This window comes from Solimonas aquatica, from assembly GCF_900111015.1.
GTDB classification, from domain to species: Bacteria; Pseudomonadota; Gammaproteobacteria; order Nevskiales; family Nevskiaceae; genus Solimonas; species Solimonas aquatica.
The window spans coordinates 70,025-91,657 of the sequence record NZ_FOFS01000002.1 but is presented as its reverse complement, the minus strand read 5'-3'; the positions used below and the strand labels follow the sequence as shown (position 1 = coordinate 91,657).

Below are 21,633 nucleotides of genomic sequence, written 5' to 3'. Positions count from 1 at the left end.
CCATGCCGAACAGCGCGGCCATCTGTTCACACGGGCTGGCGTTCCATGGGTTTAGACACCACTGCATCACTGGTCTGCGCCATGAACTGCGACAGGTCGATGCTTTCGCCCACCGCCAGATCGGTACGCGAGGCGAACTTCGGCTTGGTCAGCCACACCAGCAGCGGCAGCACCACCAAAGACAGCACCATATTGATGAGCATGATGGCCAGCAGCAGCAAACCCATGTCGGCCATGAACTTCAGATCCGACAGAAAGTACCAGGGCACGATGCCGATCAGCATGATGGTGGCCGTGAACATGATGGCCTTACCAGTGGTGGCAAGCGAGGCGCTGATCGCCATGCCCCAGTCGCCCTCGTGAGCGTTGTACTCCTCACAGATTCTCGATAGCAGATAGATGCCGTAGTCGATGCCGACACCGACGCCCATCACCGCGACGATGGTCGCATTGATGTCCAGGCCGATGCCCAGCACATGCATGAAGGCCAGCTGCAGGAAATTGGACAGATTCACCGGAATCAGCAGCAGGATCGCGGCAACCGCCGAGCGATAGGCCATGGCGGCTATCACGGCGATGGCCAGATTGACCAGGCCGAAGATAAACCAGTGATAACGCTCCACCACGATGTTCATCGCCTGCTGCAGCGCGATGAAGCCGGTGGCCATCCGCACACGGAACTCCTCGTGATCCTCGCCCACGGCATTGACTGCGCGCCGCGCGCTGGCCAGCGCCGCGTCCACGGTCTCCTGCTTGTTGTCCTTGAACCACACCGAGACCGTGGAATGCTGCATCTCGAAGTCCATCACATGGCCGAAGTTCAGCGGCGTGGAACCGAACAGCACGGCCTGGCCGGCGCTGTAGGCCGCGCGTTTGGTGGGATCCACCGGCAGCCATTGTGGATTGCCGCCCGCGAAAAGGCGGTTACCTTCCATCATGTAATCGGTGAACGACAGCGTGGCACGCGGCGGCAAGGTCTTGTCTGACTCCATCATCGCCTGCAGCTTGGCACGCACCTGCATCGCTTCGGGGCTCAGCGATACGCGGTTGGCGCCGTCCTGCGGCTTCTTGGATTCGATCACCAATTCCAGGGTGTTCATGCCCGGGAAGTGGGCATTGATGGCGCGTACCGCGGTATTGAATTCGGAATCCTCCCAGAGCAGATTGCTGCCTTCCACCGGATTGCCCACCTTGATCTGCGTGGACTCGTAGATCGACCAAACCGTGATCAGCGCCACGACCAGCGCCGTCACCTTCGCCGGTCCGCCGTAGGTCAGCTGAGCAATGCGGTGCAGCAGGCGCTTCTGGAAGAGATGAATGCCGACTTCCTTGCCCTCACCACCGGCAATCTGCTCGAAATTTTTCGGCAAGGGCAGATACGACAGCAGAATCGAAGCCAGAAAAACGCCCGTGGGAATGATGAACAAGGCCCATGCGCCACAGAACAGAGCATGGTTGTACATGGTCACGATCGGCGCGATGGCAATGAACACGATGCCGAACACGTCGGTCATGATTCCCAGCACCGACGGCACCATCATCACACCCATGGTGACCTCCGCCGCCTTACGTTTGTCCTTCAGATGACTGAGGATTTCATAGTAGCGCTCGGTGTATTGGATGCAGTGCGAAAAGGTACGCGCCACCAGCAGCAGCGGCACGATGGTCAATAAGGGCTCGATCGGGCGATTCAGCCAGCCGATGAAGCCCACGCCCCAGACTCCCGCCATAGCGGCGCAGACGATAGGCGTCAGCACGCCCGCGATGTTGCGCATGTACCAGACCAGCAGAATCACCAGCAACGCCAGGGTCACGCCAAAGATTCGGTAAGTCTGCTTCTGCAGCTTGTAGACCCAGCCGGTCAGCGTCGGCTGGCCCGCCAGATACACTTCATGCTGATCGTCCTTGGCCTTGGCGACCAACTTGGTCACGTAGTCGAAGGCTTCGCCGTAATCGATATGATCTTGGAACGTGGCCTGGATCAGGGTCGCGGTGTTGTCGCGCGAGACGTAGAAGGTTCTGGCATTGGGTGACTGCTCGACGCGACGCTGGAACTCGTGTACGTCCTTTTCCGTACGTGGCACCTGATCGCCCATCAGCGGTAGCACTTCCACACCCGCCGGCGTGGCTTCGACATAGCGCAGTTTTTCCGTGGCGATGGAAATGATCTGCGTGTGATCGACCGCAGGCGCCAGATCGATGGCACGCGTCAGGTCCCAGACCTTCTGCAAGGTGTCGGCGTGATAGATGTCGCCATCCTTGCGCTTGACCATCACGTAGACCGTCAACGGATTGCCGAAGTTGGGATGGTCGTAATAGACCTGCACGAAGGGATCGTCCTTCGGCAGCAGGTCCTTGAAGATCGTGCGAACTTCAACGCGCGGGAAGCCCGCAAGAAAGCCGACGGTGATCGCCAGAAAGCCGATCAGCACCGCGAGGCGGTGATCCATGACCCAGCGCGCGAGCCGGAAGCGGAAAGCGATATTGTCCATGTTCAGTCTTTGAACCCGATGAGCCTTTAAGTTGCGCCGAGACGGATCAGCGCCGCCTGGGTGAGATATTTGTCATATAGGGACTGATCGTTCGCCACGGTGTTGTGGCCCTCGATGCTGCGGACCTGCTCGATGCGCGTGACGCGGCCGGTCTGGATGTCCGAGCAGGTGAGATGACACCAGCTCCAGTACGGATGCTTGCCATCCATCACCTTGCTGGCACCGCGCTCGTAGAGACTGTAGGCGCCGTCGAAGGAGCGGTAAGGCTCGCCGCGGCGGTCATAGGTCACCATGCCGACGACGACCTGGTTGCGGGCATCGAACCAGACCCGCTTCTTCGACACCGGCGCCCGGGGAAATCGCACCGGCTCGGCCTCCACCACGATCGCTTCCGGAATCAGTTCCACGGTGCTGTCCCAGAAGGTCTGATTCCTGGGGCCACCATGCGTGTTGTGTTCCCAGTTGGGATGATCCGCGTTCCAGGAGCCGGACAGGCCGGCCAGGAACGGGCCGCGGCCCACGATCCGGTAATTGCCCCAGGTATTGAGCGGATCACCCGCCGCCCAGGCATCGGATAGGAACAAGGTGGTGCCGGGCAACAGCGGCTCGAAGCGCTGATCCGCCGGAAACTGGCGAATACGCCGGAACTCCGCGACATATCCGTAGAGCAGCGGAAAAGTGTTCTGGTCGTAATCCCAGATGTTGAGAAACGAGGTGCCGCGGAACTGCTGTGGCAGCGTGAAGAACACCGACTGGAAGCGCAGCTTGTCCTGGTGCATCGGCCAGTACGGTTTCGGATCGAGACTCACGCGCGCCACCGGCGACAGCTCGGTCCAGCCCCCGGCGTAGCGGAAAGCGACATCGCCACCCGGGTTCACATCACTGATCTTCAGTGCGTAGAAGGCTGCGTCGTGCCGCCCCCAGCTGAGGGTCTGCGCCGCAAACAGTTCGATGCCGCTCTTGGGGTCGGGAAACGGATTACCGCCGATCCAGGGCTTGCCCTCGGCGGTCACCACATTGCCGGCCGCATCGAAGCGCGCCTTGCCGGCATTGCTGAGCGTAGCCTCCGTGTACTCCCAAGGCGACAGGCGCATCACGTCGGTGGTGGTCGGCGCCACCTTCAGGCGGCGGCCGTATTTGACGATCTGCTCGTAGCGGATGGGCTCCAGCAGACTCTTCACATGCTCAACATTGGCGGCGGTGATCTCGTCGCCAGTCTTGATCCGCCCCTTTGTATAGTTCTCGATCGACAGCAGTTCTTCCGGATAGGCGCGGCTGACATCGCCGCTGGCCGCAATGGCCTCCCACGTCGGCATCAGTACACCTGTCGAGAACAGGCCTTGTGCCGCCTGCTGCAGAAAATGCCGCCGGCTGTAATCGTGCGTGTATCGGCGGAATCTCACGTCGTCTGACCTGTGGGCAAGGAAGACAGACGACCGGCGAACCGGTCGTCCGTAAATGACGCCGAGGAGGACGGCGCCACGGCAATCGCGCGCGGCTGGCGCATCAGAACTGATAGCCGAAGCGGATACCGACTTCGTCGGCGAAGTTAATGAAGGACATGATGTTGCGGTTGGCGTTGTTACCCCAGGCACTGTCATCCACATAGTTGTAGAACAGGTCGACGGTGATATCGCCGCGCGGCTTCCACTGAACGCTGGGCTGCAGTAGCACGCCGCCCTGCATGTCGATCAGCGCCGCGCCGCTCACCGCCCAGATGTAGGCCGGCCAAGGCTGCAGGAAGGCAAACACCGCATAGTTGGCGCCGTTGATGCCAGGAACGATCCGGGGGTTCTGCTTGGTCGGCACGTTCTTGTTGAGCACCACGCCCTGATCACTGAAGTTCTCGCTGCCGTAGCCGTCGAGCATCAGGCCGAACAGGTCACTCTCTTTCTGCCAGAGATACTGGAACACCAGGTAAGTCGCCGGGAACTCGGTGCTGAAGCGCTGGTACTTTTCCACCACCAGTCCAATCTGCGCATCGTCACGCTTGATGAAGGAATGACGAAGATCAGGCGCGGTAAAGGTTCTGTTTTTTGTCAGCGTCGCTTCGACATTGAAGATCATCTGATCGAAGAAGGAACCCGGCTCGGCTTCGGTCATGTAGCTGCCGCCGATGCCGAACACGTTCTCGGGGTGATAGGTCCTCTCGATGTGCCCGCGCAGCCCTTCCGCCGCCATGAAGAACGCATCCAGCTCGTTGTTGGCTGCATCCGGATCGCGACCCACGCTCTGCGCCAGCAACTGTTGCGCAGCCGGAAAATCATCGACCGCCGCGTTCAGGCCGCCGATGCCGTCGAGCTTGGTGTAGCCGGCGTAGTTGTACCACTCCTCCGCCGACATCACGCCCGCCGGTGAAGCCTCGAACGCGGTATCTGCCAGGAAGGGTCCACAACCGTTGCCGGACTGATAACCGTGCAGGGGCGCCGTCAGATTGCAGTATTGGTTGAACACCGCACCCAGGGTGTTGCTGCTAGGCAGCGGCTTGTTTACGCCGCTCTTGGTCCAGCGGATCGCGCCCAGCTGGTTGTAGCGGCGCGAGTACATCGCCTGCATCGAATACGTGCCGTAATCGGCCTTGAGGCGGATGCCGTAATTGACGTCCTTGTTATTGTCGTTGGCAAAGTAGCGGTCATGAATGGTGAACTGCGATGCCACCACGTTGTACGGCGTGTTGGGATTCGGCAGCACCGATGGAATGAATTGCTGCAGATAAGCGTCTGCCAGAATCTCGTCATTGACCTGGTGGGTGATGCGCAGGCCCGGCGCAGACATGCGTTCGTCGGCGTACTCTTCGAGGCCACGATCCAGAATCAGGTGGCGGCGCAGGTCCAGGCCGTTGGCCACGTCCATCACGCGGAAGAACAGCAGCTGTCCCCAGGCCACGCTCTGATTGCCCAGACGCACCGTGGTCTGGCCGTTGGTCCACTGCAGAATCAGGGCCGGCAGATCCACCATGTAGTTGCGGCCAGTCAGCTCGAAGAAGATCGGGTTCTTCTTGCCATCAACTGGATACTGGTAGTAGCTCGGCTTGCCGTGGTAGGTGTCCGGATAGCCGCCAGTGATACCGCCATTGATGCCGCGATAGTCGCGATAGTCGAAGTCGTCGTAGCCGAGACTGCCGGGGTCATAGATGGCGCGAAGTCGCGTCACCAGCGAGATGTTGCCCCAGCTCAAGCTTGGCGTCGCCTCGAAGCGCAGGATGTGGTAGTTCAGCTGGGGCGTGCGGGCAGGAACGTAGCGCGTGACGGTATCGGCAACGCCAGCCACGGAATCGGACACGCCTAAAGGGTTGGGCGCAACCGTTGGCAGATTGAGATTCAAGGCGCCCAGCAGATCGTTCAGGCCCTGCGGCGTCAGCGTCGACTGCCAGCCCGTCACCGGATTGCCAGCGTTGCGGCGGATCGCCACGCCGTTGGCCGGATCACCATACTGATTCGCTGGCGCAGCTTCACCGCTGGTGCTGATGGCGGTTTCGACGCGCAGCAGGCCGTTGTAAGAAAAGTCGCCACCAAACAACTCGAAGCCACTGCCACCGCCCGCCTGCGCCGCGCACGAAGCCAGCGCCAGAGTTACGGTTAAAACCACCTCCGACATTTTCTGCATTTATTGTTCCCCTCACTTGGATGGCGACGCGCCACTGCGGGGCGCCGCATTCTTGCGGCACGCTCAGCCGCCGATTTGAATGATTCGTCCCGAATGTCCCACTGCGATCACGCGCCCCCCACCATCCAGGGCCCGAACCGCCTGGTACCAATCCGTGGTGCTATCGCCCTCGCGTACCAGCTGCCAACTGGCCCCGGCATCCGTACTGCGCAACATCGCGCGCATGCCAGTCACCACCACCTGCCCGTCTGGTAAAGCAGCGACACCCAGCAGGTTATGATCAGTGGGCGTAGGCCGACGCTGCCAAGTCTCGCCACCGTCGCCGGATACCAGTAGCTCTCCGCTTTGACCCACGGCGTAGCTGTTCCCAGATCCTGCAGCCGTGATGTAAAGCGCCGAGAGCGTGGGCGCCGCCGGGTCCACGGGACGGATCGTGCGCCAGCTCTTGCCGCCATCCTCAGAGCGCATGATCACGCCGAACTCACCGGCTATCGTCACCCGCCCGGAGTTCTCGACCACTGCGGCGTAGATTGTCGGCTCACCCGTCCCGAAGTGATCGGCGCTGGCCATCGCTGACCAATCGGGCGCAGCGGAAGTCCAGCTGTTGCCGCCGTCAGATGAGCGCAGCACGGTTCCAAACTGTCCACCGGCCACTGCGATGCCATTGGCATTCACGCCAATGCTCAGCAGCCGCGCCGGTACACCGCTGTCGACGCGCTGCCAGCCTTGCGGGCCTTGCAGCAGGATGGTGCCCATCTGGCCGACTGCAATGGTGTGCGTGCCGCTGCGCGCCACTGCAAGCAGCGCCAGCTCGGTGGCGCTCTGCGCTTCCCGTCGCCAGCTCAGGCCACCGTCGGTGGAACTCAGCACCGCGCCGCCGGCACCCACCGCCACGCCGCGATCACGATCGAAGGCCAGCCCGAACAGCGCCGAATGCGCAATGCCTTCCGCGCGCAAGGCGATCAGCGGGGATTTCGACTCCGAACGCACCTGCATCGCTGCCATCAGACACAGCGCGCTCGCCAGCGTCAGGCAGATCTTTCGCCTCATCATTCTTCAATCTCCGTCTCGGTCCCGGCGGGCGATCCCGCCGGGACTTGTGCGGGCGTCTGGCGCCGCCTCAGACCGCGCCCAGTCGGGCGATGGCTGCCTGGGTGCAGAACTTGTCGTAAACGCCCTTCTCGTCGCCGTTGGGCGCCTCATAGCGGCTCTGATAGCCGCCGGAGATCTGCTTGACGTGATTGAACAGATCGATGCGGCCCGACTGGATGTCGTGAAATACCACCTGCGTCCAGGACCAGTTGGGATAGCCGTGACGATCCTTGTTGGCCACCTTGCCCTGCACCTGCGGACCGAAGCAGGGATCGACCTGCTTCCACAGTTCGCCGCGACGGTCGTAGGTGACATAGGCCACCAGCGCCGAATTGCGGACGTCGACCCACATGCGCTTCTTGCCCACCGGCGAACGCGGATAGCCCGTGGGTTCGGACTCGATCACCAGACATTCCGGCGCTAGTTCCATGGTCCATTCCATGAAGCTGCGCCCCTTTGGCCCGCCGTGACGATGCTGGTTTTCCCAGTTCGCGTTTTCCTCGCCGCGCCAGTTGCCGCCGAGCGCCACCAGCATCGGTCCGCGACCGACGATCTTGGTGTTGCCCCAGGTGAGCATCGGATCGCCCGCTCCCCAGGCATCGGAGAGAAAGAACGACATGCCTGGAACCAGCGGCTCGAAACGCTGGTTGGCCGGGAACTGCCGGATACGGCGGAACTGCGGCAGATAGCCGTAGATGTCCGGGAACTTGCGCTGGTCGTAGTACCAGGGCACGAGAAAGGAGGCGCCGGCCTGCTCTTGCGGTGCCGTGAAGAACACCGACTGGAAGCGCAGCATGTCCTTCTTGCCTTCGAACACCGGATCGCCTTCCGTGCGCGCCGTGGTGTTCAGCTCCGTCCAGTACAGATCGTAGGTATAGGCGTCGGAGCCGTCGGGATTGAGCGAGAACGAGCGCACCGCATACTGCGACACATCATGACGGCCCCAGCTCAAGGTGATGTTGGCCACCGCCTCATCGCCAGTCTTCGGATCCGGGAAGGGATTGCCGCCCAGCCAGGGGCCACCGGTCTGCTTGTCGATGACATTGCCCGTAGCATCGAAAGCACCACGGCCCGAGTTCTTCAGCGTGGCCTGCAGGTAGGCATACGGAAACATCTCTTCAATCTTGGCGGTGGGCGCGCGAATCTTGGCTATGCGTCCCATTTCCTTGATCTGCTTGTACTTGATCGGATCCAGAAGGTGCTTCACTGAATCGACGTTGCTGGCGTTGAGCGTATCGCCGGGCTTGATCTTGCCCTTGCTCTGCAACTCGATGCTCAGCAGTTCGTCAGGATAGGCCTTCGTAACTTCACCGCTGCGGGCCAGGGTTGGCCATAGTGGCGCCAGCACGCCGGCGCCCAGACCGAGCGCGGCATTTTTCATCAGCTGACGACGCCCGAAATCCAAGTCATACCTCTTGATGCGCATGTGAACCACCTCCGTGCACGCGATACCAGGAAATCCGCCGGTCAAACGGCGAATCAATGACGAAAAGAGGAACAGCCTGAAGAGTCGGATACGAGCTGGGGCATGCTGCCAGTAATAACGTTGTGTGCCATATCGTTATTTGCAGAACTGGCCAGAACTCTGCCGCACAAAGCGACTAGCCCAACACGCAGAAATCCCCATGACTGCGTAATCGCTTTTGGCATTTTGACTTTTCTCCTCCGCCTGCGCGTCCGGTCTATATGGCCGGATCGGCAGTGTCTATTGATATGGAACCATATCAATATTTTGTCGTCAAGCTGTTTTTGATAAACCCGCAGGCATTTCTGGAGAATGCGCTCTGCCAGATCGGCGGCATACGCCTACGGTGAAACCTCGTTTTGCTCAGGGCTTCGTATCGCGCAGCAGTTCAGTGATTGGCGGCAACGCCTGCGGATCGGGCTCCCAGCCCTGGGGCAGCAGCCAAGCACGATCACGCAGCAGCTGAGCCTTGGACATGGCCAGCACCAGCCGCGCAACTCGATCCTGCCCCTCCAGGTTCATTGCGCTGCTGCAGACGCCGATCAGCACGCCACTTAAACGCCGCAGTTCGCGCACCGCCTGCTCGACTTGCGAAGGCCCGGCCGCCGCACGCTGCAAGACCTCCGCAGCGTGTTCGCTGCCTTGCGCCAGTTCCGCACGAGCAGCTTCGCAGCCGGGACCACCCTGCGTCTGCTCGCACAGTTGGCGGGAAAACTCCAGCAATCGTGCGAGTTCATCGCAGTCGAAACGAAACTGCAGCGGTAGTTGCTGCGCCATGAGATTCAACATGCCAATGGTCAGCCTCGTTTGCTCCTGCGCCAGCTGATTGCCGGCGTCGACGGCCGGCAGCACCACCTCGCTCAGCGCCTTGATCATGCTGCGGATCTGCACCTCGGCTCGCATCTGCATCTCAGGCTCCCCGCTCGATAAGTTCACGCATTTCATCCAGCAACATGTAGCCGATACCCATGAGCCAGGTCACCAGCACGTCCTGATGCGTCTTACCATTTCTGGCAATGCGATAGCCGGTGCCCAGTAGCAGCACGGCCATCATGTAGGCGTTGTAAACCTTGTACCAATGCACGGTGCGAGGCACCACGCTCAGACCCGATGCACGCTCATAGGCAGCAAAGAACTGCGCCTCGTCGAGCAGACCGCAAACCAGGAACGGACCTCCCGCCTCGGCGTAATGACCAAAGGCGCGGCTGGTGGTCCAGGCCAGATCCTGATGCCGGTCGCCGATGCGTCCAAGCTCCCAATCCAACCAGGCTGTGATGACGCCACTGTCCTCTTCGAAGAGAAAATTGCCTACGCGAAAATCGGCATGCACGATGGACGCACGGTCCAGAGCCGGCGCGTGGCGACGCAGCCAGCTCGCCGCAAGGCGCAGCAGGGGCACATCCTCGTCGCTATCTTCCTCCCAGACCCGCTCCCACCAGTTCACACCCCATTGCGCGCACTGCGTTCCGGGTGACGGGACATCGAAGGCGCTGAGCTCGGCCTTACGAAAATCGAAGGTATGGATGCGCGCCAGGTGCTCCACGAATTGCGGCGCCAGCCGCGCGCGCAATTCCGGCGGCAGATGCGTACCCAAGCCGCTGACACCACTGCTCGATGTTGCTGGCTTGGTCACACCGCGTGCAAACCCGTAGATCAGGGCCGGATACGGCAGATACTCAGCCTCGGCGTCGCACCAGAACACTGGCGGAACCGGCACGGTGCCAAGAAGTGCTTTTATCAGCTGAAATTCACGCATGCGGCTGGTTTCGACAATGGATTCTGCAGGCTCCATCCGTAAAACCATCGGTGTTCGCTGCTCACCAGCACCGGGACGATGCCACTCCAGCATGAATGCCATCTGCAACTTTGAGGCACCACCAGCCAGCCAGCGTGCATCGCTGATCGCAAATGGCGTCTGCAGCTGCGTACGCAGCAGTCGGGCCACCCCTTCGATCAGCGTGGCAAGCGGCAGCGGTCGGTAACCAGGTCCTGCACGCCACTGCAGCTTGCGAGTCAGGACGCGATCAACCTCGACCTCGGTCGGAAAGCGTCTACGCAATTCAGCGATGAACGCCGGAGAGGGTCGATCCTTATTTCCATCGATGGCAAGCATGGCCTTAATCCTCCGAATGGCCTCAGAGGGCCTTGTTTTCCGGCGACGCCTGAAAGCCGTTCGCAGTGCTCCCAGCGAGGAGCTTTATGTCGTATGGAACCATATCACCATTTCTTTAGCCTTTGCTAGAATTTTCCGATTCCCCCGTTGCAAACCTGAGAAGAAAAGTATGGCTACACGCATTCGTAAAACTGCAGCTTCGGGCAAGGTCGTCAAAGCCAAGCAAGCCCCACGGGCCCGCAGCAGCACGCCGGTCAAGGCCTCCGCCGACGAAAACTCCGGCGCACAGGTTGCCGACAGTGACGCTTCACGTCAGGCCATTCGCCTGAGCTTTCTCATCCATGACGTCTCGCGCATGCGCCGAGCCGCCTATGACCAGTTCATGAAGCCGCTGGGCATCACGCGAGCGCAGTGGTGGGTGCTGGCGCACCTCTCGCGCCATGACGGCATGATGCAGACCCAGCTCGCCGACGTGCTGGACGTGGGCAAGGCCAGTCTTGGCGATGTCATCGAAAATCTGGAGAGCCGCGGCTGGGTGGAGCGCAGGTCCGACCCCGCCGACAAGCGCGCCAAACGCGTCTATCTAACCCGTCCCGCGCAAACGCTGATCAAGCGCATGACAGTGATGGAGCACGATTTCAACAGCCAGATCTTGGCTGACATCAGCACCGCCGAACGTGCCGAGCTGCTGCGCAATCTGCAGAAGATCAAGCTCGCGATCTCGCAGTTCAACCCCAGCAGCAGCCCTGGCAGCGAGGAGGACTGAGGCTCGCTCAAGCTTCCGCAAACGCCGCGCGTACCGATCCGAGGCCCTCGACATGGGCCTCGAAAACATCGCCCGGCGCCACCGTCACCATCGGCCCTAAGGCACCCGACAGCACGATGTCCCCCGCCTGCAGGGGGCGCCCAACCTCCACCATTTTCTTCGCCAACCAGCGCGTGGCATTGAGTGGATGCCCGAGGCAGGCATGCCCCACGCCGGTGGATACCGTGGTCTCTCCCTTCCGCATCCGCATGACGCAATCACGCAGATCCAGGCCGTGGAGTCGTTGCGGCGTATTGCCCAGCACGAACATGCCGCTGGAGGCGTTGTCGGCGACCGTATCCACCAGACGGATGTTCCAGTCGGCGATACGACTGCCGACGATCTCGATGGCGACCAGCGCACAATCCAGCGCACGGATCACGTCGGCGACGGTAGGCTGCTCGACTTTCAAATCCGAACCAAGCACGAAGGCCACCTCGGCCTCGACCTTGGCCTGCAAGACTGCCCGCGGTGATATCGGCTCGCCGTCATTCGCCGCCATGTCGGCGAACAGCATGCCGTAGTCGGGCTGATCAACACCGAGCTGGCGCTGCACCGCGGCCGAGGTCAGTCCGATCTTGCGTCCGACCAGACGCCGCCCTTGCGCAAGCCAGCGCCTGGTGTTGCGTTCCTGCACCGCATAGGCAGCATCAACGTCCACGGAACCGATCAGTTCCCGCACCGGTGCGCAGGGCTGCGCACTGGCATAGGCCTGATAAAGGCACTCGGCAGCCCGGTCCACATCACTCATGACGCCGCTCCAAAGAAGCTGCGCGCCACCGTATTGAACTCCTCGGGAGCTTCATATTGCGGCCAATGCGCCGAATCGGCTTCCATCACGTAAAGGCGGCCGCGAGGCAGGCGTGGCAAGGCTGCTTTTGCGCAGTCCAGATCATGAATCGGATTGTCGCGCGTCCACAGCAGCAGAGTGTCGGCCTGGATCTGTTCCAAGGGCAGCAGGAACTCGTCATGGCGCGCCAGCATGCGATTCACCATCGGGCTGACTTCCAGACCCTCCGGCATGCGGTAGTAATGCAGGCGCAGGCGCACCAGCTCGTCGCTAATCAGATCATGGTGGCACGGATGAATCAGCCACTCGATGCGATGCCGCACGCTCTCGTAGGTCGGCGCCGAACCCGCCGCCTTACGCGAACGCTCCATCAGATCCTGCATATCGGCGAGGCCTTTGTCGCTGACGATGGGAATGCCGGCCGCAGTGTTGAGCATCAGCCGCATCGTCCGATGCGGATAGCGCGCGGCAAAGAAGCCCGACACCCAGCCGCCGAGGGATTCGCCGGATAGATGAACCCGCTCCAGGCCCAGCGCATCCAGCAGTTCCCGCAACTGCTCAGCCAGCGTTACCGGTGTGTATTCCATCGACTTGCGCGCCGACAGGGCATGCCCGACATAGTCGAAAGCAATACAGCGAAACTGATCTGACAGCGGCAGCAGATTCTTGCAATAGGCTTCCAGATGACCGCCGATGCCATGCTGGAAAATGATCGCGGGGGCATCCTTGCGACCCGCTTCCGCCACGCGGATACGTCCATAGCTGGGCGTGTCGACATAACGGATTTCGACACCTAACAGGTCTAGCCAGAGACTCACTTTTTTCTCCCTTCGCCGCGCAGATGGCCGGCCAGAATCAGCTTCCACTCATCCAGAAGGCTGCGGAACAGGGCATCGTCGCGCTGCCAGAGCGCGCGCACGGCCAGGCCGCGCACGATGCTGATGGTCAGCCACAGCACCTTCTCGGCCTTGGCACGCGGCAGCCCCGATTCACACAGAACCTCCAGCCAAGCGGATTCCACCGCGAGGCGGCTCTCGCGTGTGTAGCTGTAAATCTTTTCGCGCAGCACCCGATCCTTGCTGCCGGCGAGCACCAGATCGAGCATCACGCTGAAGTCGCGGCCGAGAAAGAAGTCGAGCGCGTCCTGGATGATGCCCTCAATCGCTTCACCTTCGAGCTGCTCGGCGCGTCGCTGGCCGCGCTGCATCCCGGTACGCATCAGGTGCGCTGCAGTGGCCAGCACCAGGCTGTCCTTGCTGGGGAAATGGTGCTGCTGGGCACCGCGCGAAACACCGGCGACATGAGCCACCTCATCCGTGCGCAGACCGGCGTAACCCTTGCGGCGCAAGACCTCGGCAGCCGCCTCCAGCAGGCGTGCGCGCGTCTCGTCCGAACGCTCGGCCTGGGTCCGTCGAGGCCCCGCTTTCGTGCGGCGACCGCGCGTCGGACGCGGCATCGGCACCAGTACACCCCCAATCTCCACTTCAGAGTTCGACATGCAAAATCCCGTCGATCATCCGCACCGGATACGTCTGCAAAGGCTCGCTGCAGGGCGACACGGCCGCTTCTCCCGTGGCAATGTCGAAGCCACACAGATGCCAACCGCAGATCACCTGATCGCCGTCGATCATGCCCTCCTCCGCCAGGGAGGCTTTTTCATGCGTGCACTGATCATCGGTGGCGTAGTACGCGCCGTTGAGGTTGTACAGGGCGAGGTGACGGCCATCCGGCAGCGCCACCTTGCGGATTTCGCCTTCGAGTAGTTCGGAGGCTGGGAACAGGGCTTTTATGATGAGGCTGGACATGATCAAGGTATGGGCTGTTACAGCATGGTGGTGCCGCCGTTGACGCTGATGACCTGTCCGGTCACGAACGCCGCTTCCTCACTCGCAAGATAGGCAACCATCGAGGCCACCTCGTGCATCTCGCCGGCACGGCCCATGGGTACGATGCCGGTGACCTTTTGTGCCAGCGCCGGGTCGCGCAGCTGCACCTCGGCCAACTGCGGGGTGTTGATCACGCAGGGCGCCACGGTATTGACGGTGATGCCGTCCGTGGCGAACTCACGCGCCAGCCCGGTGGTCATGCCGTGCACGCCACCCTTGGCGGCGTTGTATGCGGCGTGATCCCAGAGCCCGTTGCGTACCGAATCAGCACCCAGGTTGACGATGCGTCCATAACCCTGCGCCTTCATCAGCGGCAATGCGTACCAGCAACACCAGATGCAGCTCCACAGATTGCGATCCAGCGTCGCCCGCAGGGTCTCGGGCGTGTGCTGCAGAAACGGACGCAGCACACCACCGCCCGCATTGTTGGCCAGAATGTCGAGTCGCCCGAAGTGCTGCAGTGCCGCGCCGATCGTGCGCTCCGCTACCTTCTGGTTCGCCAGATCACCCGCTTCCGCATACAGACTCGCACCCTTGTCGCGCAGACGCCGCGCGGCAGCCTCCAGCGACTCGGCGTCCAGATCGGCGATCACCAGCCGCGCGCCTTCTGCCGCAAAGCGTTCGGCAATGGCATAGCCGATGCCGCGCGCAGCGCCGGTGACCACCGCAACCCGGTCGCGCAGCTTCATGCCGGCGTCTCGATACGGCCGGTCTTGCCAAATCCTGGCGCGGGCACGCTGCCCCAGCTGTCCAGCGTCGCCGGTACCGGCTCCAGCAAACGCGCTTCACGGGCACCGAATTCGGGAAACTTCTCCATGCCGAAGCTGTACTCCACGGTCATGCCATCGGGATCCTGGAAGTACAGGAAGATGCTCTCCGAAGGCTGATGCCGCCCGGGACCAAACACCACTTCCACGCCAGCCTTCTTGATACGGTTCATCGCGCAGCCGATGTCATCGATATCGGTGACCATGAAATTGATGTGATTCAGATGGTCTTCCGCGCCGGCCAGAATCGCGAAGGAGTGATGCAGGGGATTGGGATGGCAGCGCAGAAACGCCGCGAACTCGGGCACCAGGTCCGAGACACGAAAGCCCAGCTTGCCGCAGAGCCAGTCCATCGCCGCCTGGAAGTCGCGGACATTGAGCACAACGTGCCCCAGTCGCTCAATCTTGCTCACGGTCGGCCGGTAAGGCTCGGCCATGTGCATCATCTGCACCAGAAGCTCGATGCACAGGCCGCAGCCTGGCAGACGGAAGCGCAACGCATCGACGGTGCGCAGCGCCTTCAGCTCTTCCTTGGACAGCGCCTCGACACTCAGGCCCAGCGCCTCCAGCTCGCGCCGAGCCGTAGCCAGCTCCGCCACGCTGTCCAGTTCAAATCCGACCCGCTTGATACCCGGCTGGCGGCCCCGATAGAGCAGCAGATTGTGATGGTCGCGCGAGCAGCGCAAAGCCACGAACGCCTCGCAGCTTTCGCTCACGCTGAGTCCGACCAGATCGCGATAAAACGCCGTGCTGCGCGCCAGATCGCTGACGTTCAGCGCGACATAGGCCAGCCTTTTGTAGCGCAGCGGGGATGCAGCGGACTCGACGCTCATGTTTGCAGTCTCAGAGGATGATGCTGATGCGGCCATTGGGTTTGAGTCCGTCCATGTCCAGCAGGCAGCGCTTTTCCTTGATGCGCAGGCCGTTTTCGCCGGCCACGATGCGGTAGCGATAACTGCCGATATAAGTCTCGGTGAGCCCCATCTTGGTCCGGTTTGTGATGACGGCGGCCCCGACTTGCAGTTCCTGCTCGCCGCGGCTGCGGATGCGGACATTGCTCACCAGATGCCGGGTCTTAGAGCGTGGAAATTCCGCGTGCGCCGTGCGCTTCAGTAGTCTTTCCACGCGCTGTTCCAGGCGGAAGCGATCATCCGCGACATAGAACAAGGCCGAATCCGGAGAAGCATCCGGCGCACAGTCCGTGGTCGGCACGTAATAGGCGCCGTCGTCCGTGAACAGCGCGAGCCATTCCCGCAACCGCCACTCGTCGAGCAGCTCGGCCTCCAGGAACATGAGGTCCTCCACCTGCTCACGCGTCACGCTCTGCACGTCTTTCATCATGCTGCCCTTGGGCTCTGCCCCTCGCTGATGCGGCGCTGCCATTCGCTCCAGAACACCCGCATCTGCAGTTCGTCGTCGTAATCGGCCCTGGCCTTGTTCATACCCTTGGAGATGTCATTCCAGGGCGCTTCCTTCATCGCCTCGTAGCCGCGCTGGCATTGCTCCAGCGCCTCCACGTCATCGGGTGTCGCAAAACCACCCGGCCCCAGGAACTCCAGGAAGTTCGACAGGCGGAACTTGCGTGCCCAGGGGTTCTCCTCTTGCGGGGCGAGTGCCCAGCCGAAGACCTGCATGGCATCGGGTGCGGTCGGAAAATAGCTGCGCACGGTGATCGCCATGATGTCGTTGATCACCAGGTTCGGAAAAATGAACATATTGCGATTGAGGAAGGCAATGCGATCCGCGCGCTGCTGACCGTGCCGCTGGCAGAGGCGCTGGTAGACCGCCTCCAGCTCGCGCTTGCCGTCCTCGCCCCACAATGGAATCCACTGCGCCACCGGGCGCCCCCATGGGGCCTTGTATTCGATCACCGCATGGCCATTGCCAAGGTCGTAGCCGGTGCCTTCGAAGGGCACCGGCGACAGACCGCCCTTCATGTTCTTCAGATAGTCCACATAAGTGGCATGGGTGTTGATGGCGTGATAACCATCGATGGAGTTTTCCGTCAGCAGCTTCCAGTTGGCACGGATCTGATACTCCTGCGTGCCCCCGACCACTGCCATGCCAGCCTCCGACTGGTCGGCAATCAGATCTATCCAGGCTTTGGCGCCGGCCAGATAGTCGGCCAGCGTTTCGGCATTGCGGTCAAAACACAGGAACCAGAAGCCACGATAGGCTTCCAGCTTCGGCACGGGCACCAGATCCGCCTGTCCCTGCTCGCTGAACTGCGGGCCATAGCTCTCTCTGCCCGGCAGGCTCTTCAAGGCACCATCGGCGCCGAATACCCAGCCGTGATAGAAACACTGGTGCGATTTGGCATTGCCCTTGCGCTCGCGACAGATCTGCGCGCCGCGATGCGGGCAGGTGTTGAAGAAGCCGCGGATTTGGCCTTTGGCATCGCGGGTGAAGAGCACGCTGCGGCGGGCAATGGTGCGGGTGACGAAATCGCCGGGCTTGGGCAGTTCGGACTCATGCCCCAGATACAGCCAGCAGCGATCAAAGATGCGCTCATACTCTTCGCGCAGGATTGCAGACTCGGTGAAACTGCGGCGTGCCACGCGGAAGCGACCGGCCTGCGGATCGTTCCACACCAGAGGGGATGCACGCGCCATCGACAAATCCATACTCGGGAATCTCCTTAGACGAAGCAGAGTTCGGCCTGCGGCGGAATGTCGAAGCTACCACCGCACTGGCTGCAGCTCAGATCCTGCTGGCCGCGCGGATCGCAGGGATGACCACCCAGCTCCGCATCACAATGCGGACAGCGGAACCAGACCATCACGGCCTCGACCTGAATCTGCATCACGCGGCGGCGTTGCCCGCTGGCCGCGATGACAATGTTTGGCGACGGCTTCATCAGCGCTGGCCTCCCGCATTGAGCTCGGTGAAATCGGAATCGAAGAATTCCTGAGCGGCACGAGCCAATGAAGCCCGGTGACGTGCCTCCTCGGCACGCAGCTCGGCGCGGCGGATCTTGCCGGACACGGTCTTGGGCAACTCGCGGAATTCCAGAATGCGGATGCGCTGGTAGGGCGCCAGGCGCTGACGTGCAAAGCGCAGAATCTCCAGCGCCAGCTGCCGGCTGGCCGTCAGGCCGGGCTTGAGCACCACACAGGCCTTGGGCACACAGAGGCGCTTCGGATCCGGGCTTTCGATCACCGCCGCTTCGGCAATTGCTTCATGCTCCAGCAGCGCGCTCTCCAGCTCGAAGGGCGAGATCCGGTAGTCGGAACTCTTGAACACATCATCGATGCGGCCAACGAACCAGTAGTAGCCATCGGCATCACGCCGCGCATAATCGCCGGTGCCGTAATAAGGCCCTCCCAGGGCGCGCGCGGTCCGCTCAGGTTCATCGAAGTAGCCCGCCATGATGCCGGCAGGCCGACCCGATCGCGCAGCGTCGAGCGCCACGCTCAGCTCACCTTCCGCTGCGGGCCGGCCCTCGCCATCGATCAGCTCGATGTGATAGCCCGGCAGCGGCCGGCCCATGGAGCCATGGCGCAGTGCCTGCCCCGGCGGATTGCCCAGCATCGCGGTGGACTCGGTCTGACCATAGCCCTCGCGAATCTGCAAACCCCAGGCCGCTTGCACCTGCTCGATCACTTCAGGATTGAGCGGCTCGCCGGCACTGGCCAGTTCCCGCAGCTTCACCGGATAGGTCGATAAATCTTCGAGAATGAACGAGCGCCAGGCAGTGGGCGGCGCGCAAAGGCTCGTCACACCGCAGCGCACCAGCGTGGCCAGCGTCCGGGCCGCATCGAAGCGTCCCTGGTTGTAGATGAAGATCGTCGCACCGACGGTCCAGGGTGCGAACAGACAGCTCCAGGCGTGCTTGGCCCAGCCCGGGGAACTGATATTCAGATGGATGTCGAAGCGCCGCAGGCCCAGCCAATAGAGCGTACTCAGATGCCCGATCGGATAGCTGCGATGGGTGTGCATCACGATCTTCGGCTTGCTGGTGGTGCCCGAAGTGAAATACAGGAACAGGGCATCACCGGCGCGGGTCGGCGCATCGGCGCTGAACACCGCCGACGCCTGCGCGCTGCACGCATAGTCGAGCCAGCCCTCAGTCGCGGCGCCGACCACGATGCGGGTGCAGTGCCCGGCGATGCCGGCAAAGCGCTGCGTGCAGTCGGCTTGGGCCACCACCACGCTCATCGCACCCCGGCTGATGCGGTCCGCCAGATCCGCCTGCGACAGCAGGGTGGTGGCCGGACTCAGCACCGCGCCCAGCTTCATTGCCCCCAGCGTGATTTCCCAGAGCTCCACCGTATTCGGCAGCATCAGCAGAACGCGGTCGCCGCGCCGCACGCCCAGGCCACGCAGGAAATTGGCGGCGCGATTGCTGGCCTGGCGCAGCTGCTCGAAACTCCACTGCCGCTCTTCGCCGTTCTCGTTGACGATCCACAGCGCGATGGCGTCGTTGCCGGCGGCGAGGTGATCGAAATGATCCAGCGCCCAGTTGAACTCCGGCAACTCAGGCCAGCGAAAGTCACGGTAGGCGCGCTCGGGCTGCTGATCCTGGGCGAGCAGGAACTCACGTGCGGCCAGGAAGTCTTGCGCGGCGTTCATGCACCGCTCCGTTCGCGCGCCAGATCCAGGGCGACATCTTCAATCATGTCTTCCTGTCCGCCCACCGTCTTGCGGCGCCCCATCTCGATCAGGATGTCACGCGCCGACACCCCGTACTGGGCTTCGGCGCGACGCGCGAACAGCAGAAACGAAGAGTAGGTGCCGGCGTAACCCAGGGTCAGCGCGTTACGGTCGATGCGCACCGGAAAATCCAGAATCGGCGTGACCCTGTCCTCGGCCACGTCCATGATCTTGAACAGATCCACGCCGGTCTCGATGCCCATCCGCTCGCAGACCGCCACGAACACTTCCATCGGTGTGTTGCCGGCACCCGCGCCCATGCCGCCGCAGGCGCAATCGATGCGGGTGGCGCCGGCTTCGATTGCCGCAATGGAATTGGCCACGCCCATCGCCAGATTGTGGTGGCCGTGAAAACCGATCTCGGTTTCCGGCGCCAGCACTTCGCGCAACTCGTGTATCCGCGCCTTCACGTCCGCCGGCAGCATGTAGCCGGCGGAGTCCGTGACATAGACGCAGTTGACACCATAGCTTTGCATCAGCCGGGCCTGCGCGGCGATGGCTTGCGGTTCGGCCATGTGCGCCATCATCAGAAAACCCACAGTATCCAGCCCCATGCGTCGCGCCATGACGATGTGCTGCTCGGCGACATCGGCCTCGGTGCAATGCGTGGCGACGCGGATGGTGGCGATGCCGCAGTCGGCCGCCATGCGCAGATCGTCGACTGTTCCGATGCCGGGCAGCAGCAGCGCCGAGACCTTGGCCCGCTTCATCAGCGGCACGACCGCGCGCAGATAGTCTTCATCGGAGGCTGCGGCGAAGCCGTAATTGACGGAGGCGCCGCCCAGGCCATCACCGTGCGTCACCTCGATCAAGGGCACACCGGCTTCGTCCAGCCCGCAAGCGATGGTCTTCATCTGCTCGATGCTGATCTGGTGTCGCTTGGGATGCATGCCGTCGCGCAAGGACATGTCATGCACCCGCACCTTGCTGCCGTCGAGAGACATCATGACTGGCAGACTCCCGGACGTTCGCCACGCGGCATCGCCGGTTCGCGCATCTGCTGCGCAAACAGCTCCGCGGTGCGCGCGGCGGCGGCGGTCATGATGTCGAGATTGCCGGCGTAGCGTGGCAGATAGTCGCCCAGCCCCTCCACCTCGAGAAACACCGACACGCGGCGGCCGTCGAACACCGGTCCGTTTTTCAAGCGATAGCCGGGGACATAGACCTGGACCTGCTCGATCATCTGCTGGATCGACTCGCGGATCGCGGCCTGATCGGGCTCTGCCTCGGTCAGACAATGCACGGTATCGCGCATGATCAAGGGCGGTTCTGCCGGATTGATGATGATGATCGCCTTGCCGCGCGCCGCGCCGCCGACGCTCTCCACCGCGCGCGCCGTGGTGCGCGTGAACTCATCGATGTTTTTTCGGGTACCGGGGCCCACCGAGCGCGAGGACACGGTGGCCACGATCTCACCGTAAGCCACCGCCTGCACGCGTGACACCGCTGCGACCATGGGAATGGTGGCCTGCCCACCACAGGTGACCATGTTGACGTTGGCGGCATCGCGCAGCAGTGACGCGCTGAGATTCACTGGCGGCACGCAGTAGGGGCCAATCGCGGCCGGCGTCAGATCGATCATGCGCACGCCCAGAGCCTGCAGCTTGCGGGCATTGTCGGCATGCACATAGGCCGAGGTGGCATCGAAGGCAATGCGGATCTGGTCGGATCGCACGTGAGGCAGCAGTCCTTCCACGCCGCGATCCGTGGTTTTCAGCCCCAGGTCACGTGCGCGCTCCAGTCCCTCGGAGCCGGCATCGATGCCGACCATCCACACCGGATCCAGCAGCGCGCTGCGTTTGAGCTTGTACAACAGATCGGTTCCGATATTTCCGGAGCCGATCAGCGCGCAGCGGATCTTGCTCATGCTCTCCCCCGTGAGGCCGGCGTCAGGCCGACATACTGATGTGGTATGGCACCATATCGGATGGTAGAATATCAGTCAACATTCCGGCTGGATGGCT

At 62.2% G+C, this 21,633-nt stretch carries 20 protein-coding genes; 1 reads left to right on the top strand and 19 read right to left on the bottom strand.

The window, feature by feature from the left end; all coding sequences use genetic code 11:
- Positions 1-26: 26 nt before the first annotated feature.
- The 7 genes from BMY12_RS03055 to BMY12_RS03025 form a co-directional block, all read right to left on the bottom strand.
- Positions 27-2,492, bottom strand: a complete 2,466-nt coding sequence (locus tag BMY12_RS03055; RefSeq protein ID WP_093281896.1) for an efflux RND transporter permease subunit — start codon at positions 2,490-2,492, stop codon at positions 27-29.
- 26 nt (positions 2,493-2,518) lie between these two features.
- Entirely contained in the window at positions 2,519-3,895 is a 1,377-nt protein-coding gene (locus tag BMY12_RS03050; RefSeq protein WP_245732331.1) for a DUF1329 domain-containing protein, read from the bottom strand.
- 103 nt (positions 3,896-3,998) lie between these two features.
- Positions 3,999-6,098, bottom strand: coding sequence for a DUF1302 family protein (locus tag BMY12_RS03045; RefSeq protein ID WP_143068819.1), 2,100 nt, complete (start codon positions 6,096-6,098; stop codon positions 3,999-4,001).
- A gap of 63 nt (positions 6,099-6,161) precedes the next feature.
- On the bottom strand, positions 6,162-7,148 hold the full coding sequence (locus tag BMY12_RS03040; protein ID WP_218140062.1) for a WD40/YVTN/BNR-like repeat-containing protein: 987 nt from the start codon (positions 7,146-7,148) through the stop codon (positions 6,162-6,164).
- Positions 7,149-7,218: 70 nt separating this feature from the next.
- Positions 7,219-8,616 (bottom strand): DUF1329 domain-containing protein, encoded by a 1,398-nt coding sequence (locus BMY12_RS03035; RefSeq protein ID WP_093281886.1) that lies wholly within the window; start codon positions 8,614-8,616, stop codon positions 7,219-7,221.
- A gap of 402 nt (positions 8,617-9,018) precedes the next feature.
- Positions 9,019-9,531, bottom strand: coding sequence for a hypothetical protein (locus tag BMY12_RS03030; protein ID WP_143068818.1), 513 nt, complete (start codon positions 9,529-9,531; stop codon positions 9,019-9,021).
- Between the two features lie 34 nt (positions 9,532-9,565).
- A complete protein-coding gene (locus BMY12_RS03025; protein ID WP_093281881.1) occupies positions 9,566-10,768 on the bottom strand; it encodes a phosphotransferase family protein in 1,203 nt (400 codons plus the stop codon).
- Between BMY12_RS03025 and BMY12_RS03020 the strand changes: the two genes are divergently transcribed.
- Complete coding sequence (locus tag BMY12_RS03020) at positions 10,767-11,534, top strand: MarR family winged helix-turn-helix transcriptional regulator (protein WP_218140061.1); 768 nt, start codon at positions 10,767-10,769, stop codon at positions 11,532-11,534. The two genes, BMY12_RS03025 and BMY12_RS03020, sit on opposite strands and share 2 nt — an antisense overlap.
- A gap of 7 nt (positions 11,535-11,541) precedes the next feature.
- On the opposite strand, the gene BMY12_RS03015 is transcribed toward BMY12_RS03020, so the two are convergent.
- Genes BMY12_RS03015 through BMY12_RS02960 form a run of 12 tightly spaced genes read right to left on the bottom strand, consistent with a single transcriptional unit; the run spans position 11,542 to position 21,536 of the window.
- Positions 11,542-12,324, bottom strand: coding sequence for a 2-keto-4-pentenoate hydratase (locus tag BMY12_RS03015; RefSeq protein ID WP_093281876.1), 783 nt, complete (start codon positions 12,322-12,324; stop codon positions 11,542-11,544).
- Positions 12,321-13,229, bottom strand: a complete 909-nt coding sequence (locus BMY12_RS03010) for an alpha/beta fold hydrolase (RefSeq protein WP_218140060.1) — start codon at positions 13,227-13,229, stop codon at positions 12,321-12,323. The genes BMY12_RS03015 and BMY12_RS03010 overlap by 4 nt, the downstream gene beginning before the upstream one ends.
- Positions 13,178-13,861: a TetR/AcrR family transcriptional regulator gene (locus BMY12_RS03005; RefSeq protein WP_093281869.1), complete on the bottom strand. Its 684-nt coding sequence runs from the start codon at positions 13,859-13,861 to the stop codon at positions 13,178-13,180. Before BMY12_RS03005 ends, BMY12_RS03010 begins: the two co-directional genes overlap by 52 nt.
- Positions 13,848-14,168, bottom strand: coding sequence for a Rieske (2Fe-2S) protein (locus BMY12_RS03000; RefSeq protein WP_093281866.1), 321 nt, complete (start codon positions 14,166-14,168; stop codon positions 13,848-13,850). The genes BMY12_RS03005 and BMY12_RS03000 overlap by 14 nt, the downstream gene beginning before the upstream one ends.
- A 17-nt stretch (positions 14,169-14,185) precedes the next feature.
- Positions 14,186-14,938 (bottom strand): SDR family NAD(P)-dependent oxidoreductase, encoded by a 753-nt coding sequence (locus BMY12_RS02995; RefSeq protein WP_093281863.1) that lies wholly within the window; start codon positions 14,936-14,938, stop codon positions 14,186-14,188.
- Positions 14,935-15,849: a VOC family protein gene (locus tag BMY12_RS02990; RefSeq protein WP_093281860.1), complete on the bottom strand. Its 915-nt coding sequence runs from the start codon at positions 15,847-15,849 to the stop codon at positions 14,935-14,937. Before BMY12_RS02990 ends, BMY12_RS02995 begins: the two co-directional genes overlap by 4 nt.
- 10 nt (positions 15,850-15,859) lie before the next feature.
- Positions 15,860-16,357, bottom strand: a complete 498-nt coding sequence (locus BMY12_RS02985; protein WP_093281857.1) for an aromatic-ring-hydroxylating dioxygenase subunit beta — start codon at positions 16,355-16,357, stop codon at positions 15,860-15,862.
- Positions 16,354-17,628 carry an aromatic ring-hydroxylating oxygenase subunit alpha gene (locus BMY12_RS02980; RefSeq protein WP_093281854.1) on the bottom strand — a complete coding sequence of 425 codons (1,275 nt, stop codon included), beginning with the start codon at positions 17,626-17,628 and terminating at the stop codon, positions 16,354-16,356. The genes BMY12_RS02985 and BMY12_RS02980 overlap by 4 nt, the downstream gene beginning before the upstream one ends.
- Before the next feature lie 26 nt (positions 17,629-17,654).
- Positions 17,655-17,873, bottom strand: coding sequence for a primosomal protein N' (locus tag BMY12_RS02975; RefSeq protein ID WP_093281852.1), 219 nt, complete (start codon positions 17,871-17,873; stop codon positions 17,655-17,657).
- Complete coding sequence (locus tag BMY12_RS02970) at positions 17,873-19,588, bottom strand: AMP-binding protein (protein WP_093281849.1); 1,716 nt, start codon at positions 19,586-19,588, stop codon at positions 17,873-17,875. The genes BMY12_RS02975 and BMY12_RS02970 overlap by 1 nt, the downstream gene beginning before the upstream one ends.
- The gene (dmpG, locus tag BMY12_RS02965; protein WP_093282434.1) at positions 19,585-20,613 is read right to left on the bottom strand and encodes a 4-hydroxy-2-oxovalerate aldolase; all 1,029 of its coding nucleotides are present in this window, start codon (positions 20,611-20,613) and stop codon (positions 19,585-19,587) included. Before dmpG ends, BMY12_RS02970 begins: the two co-directional genes overlap by 4 nt.
- Positions 20,613-21,536: an acetaldehyde dehydrogenase (acetylating) gene (locus tag BMY12_RS02960; protein ID WP_093281846.1), complete on the bottom strand. Its 924-nt coding sequence runs from the start codon at positions 21,534-21,536 to the stop codon at positions 20,613-20,615. Before BMY12_RS02960 ends, dmpG begins: the two co-directional genes overlap by 1 nt.
- Between the last annotated feature and the right edge of the window lie 97 nt (positions 21,537-21,633).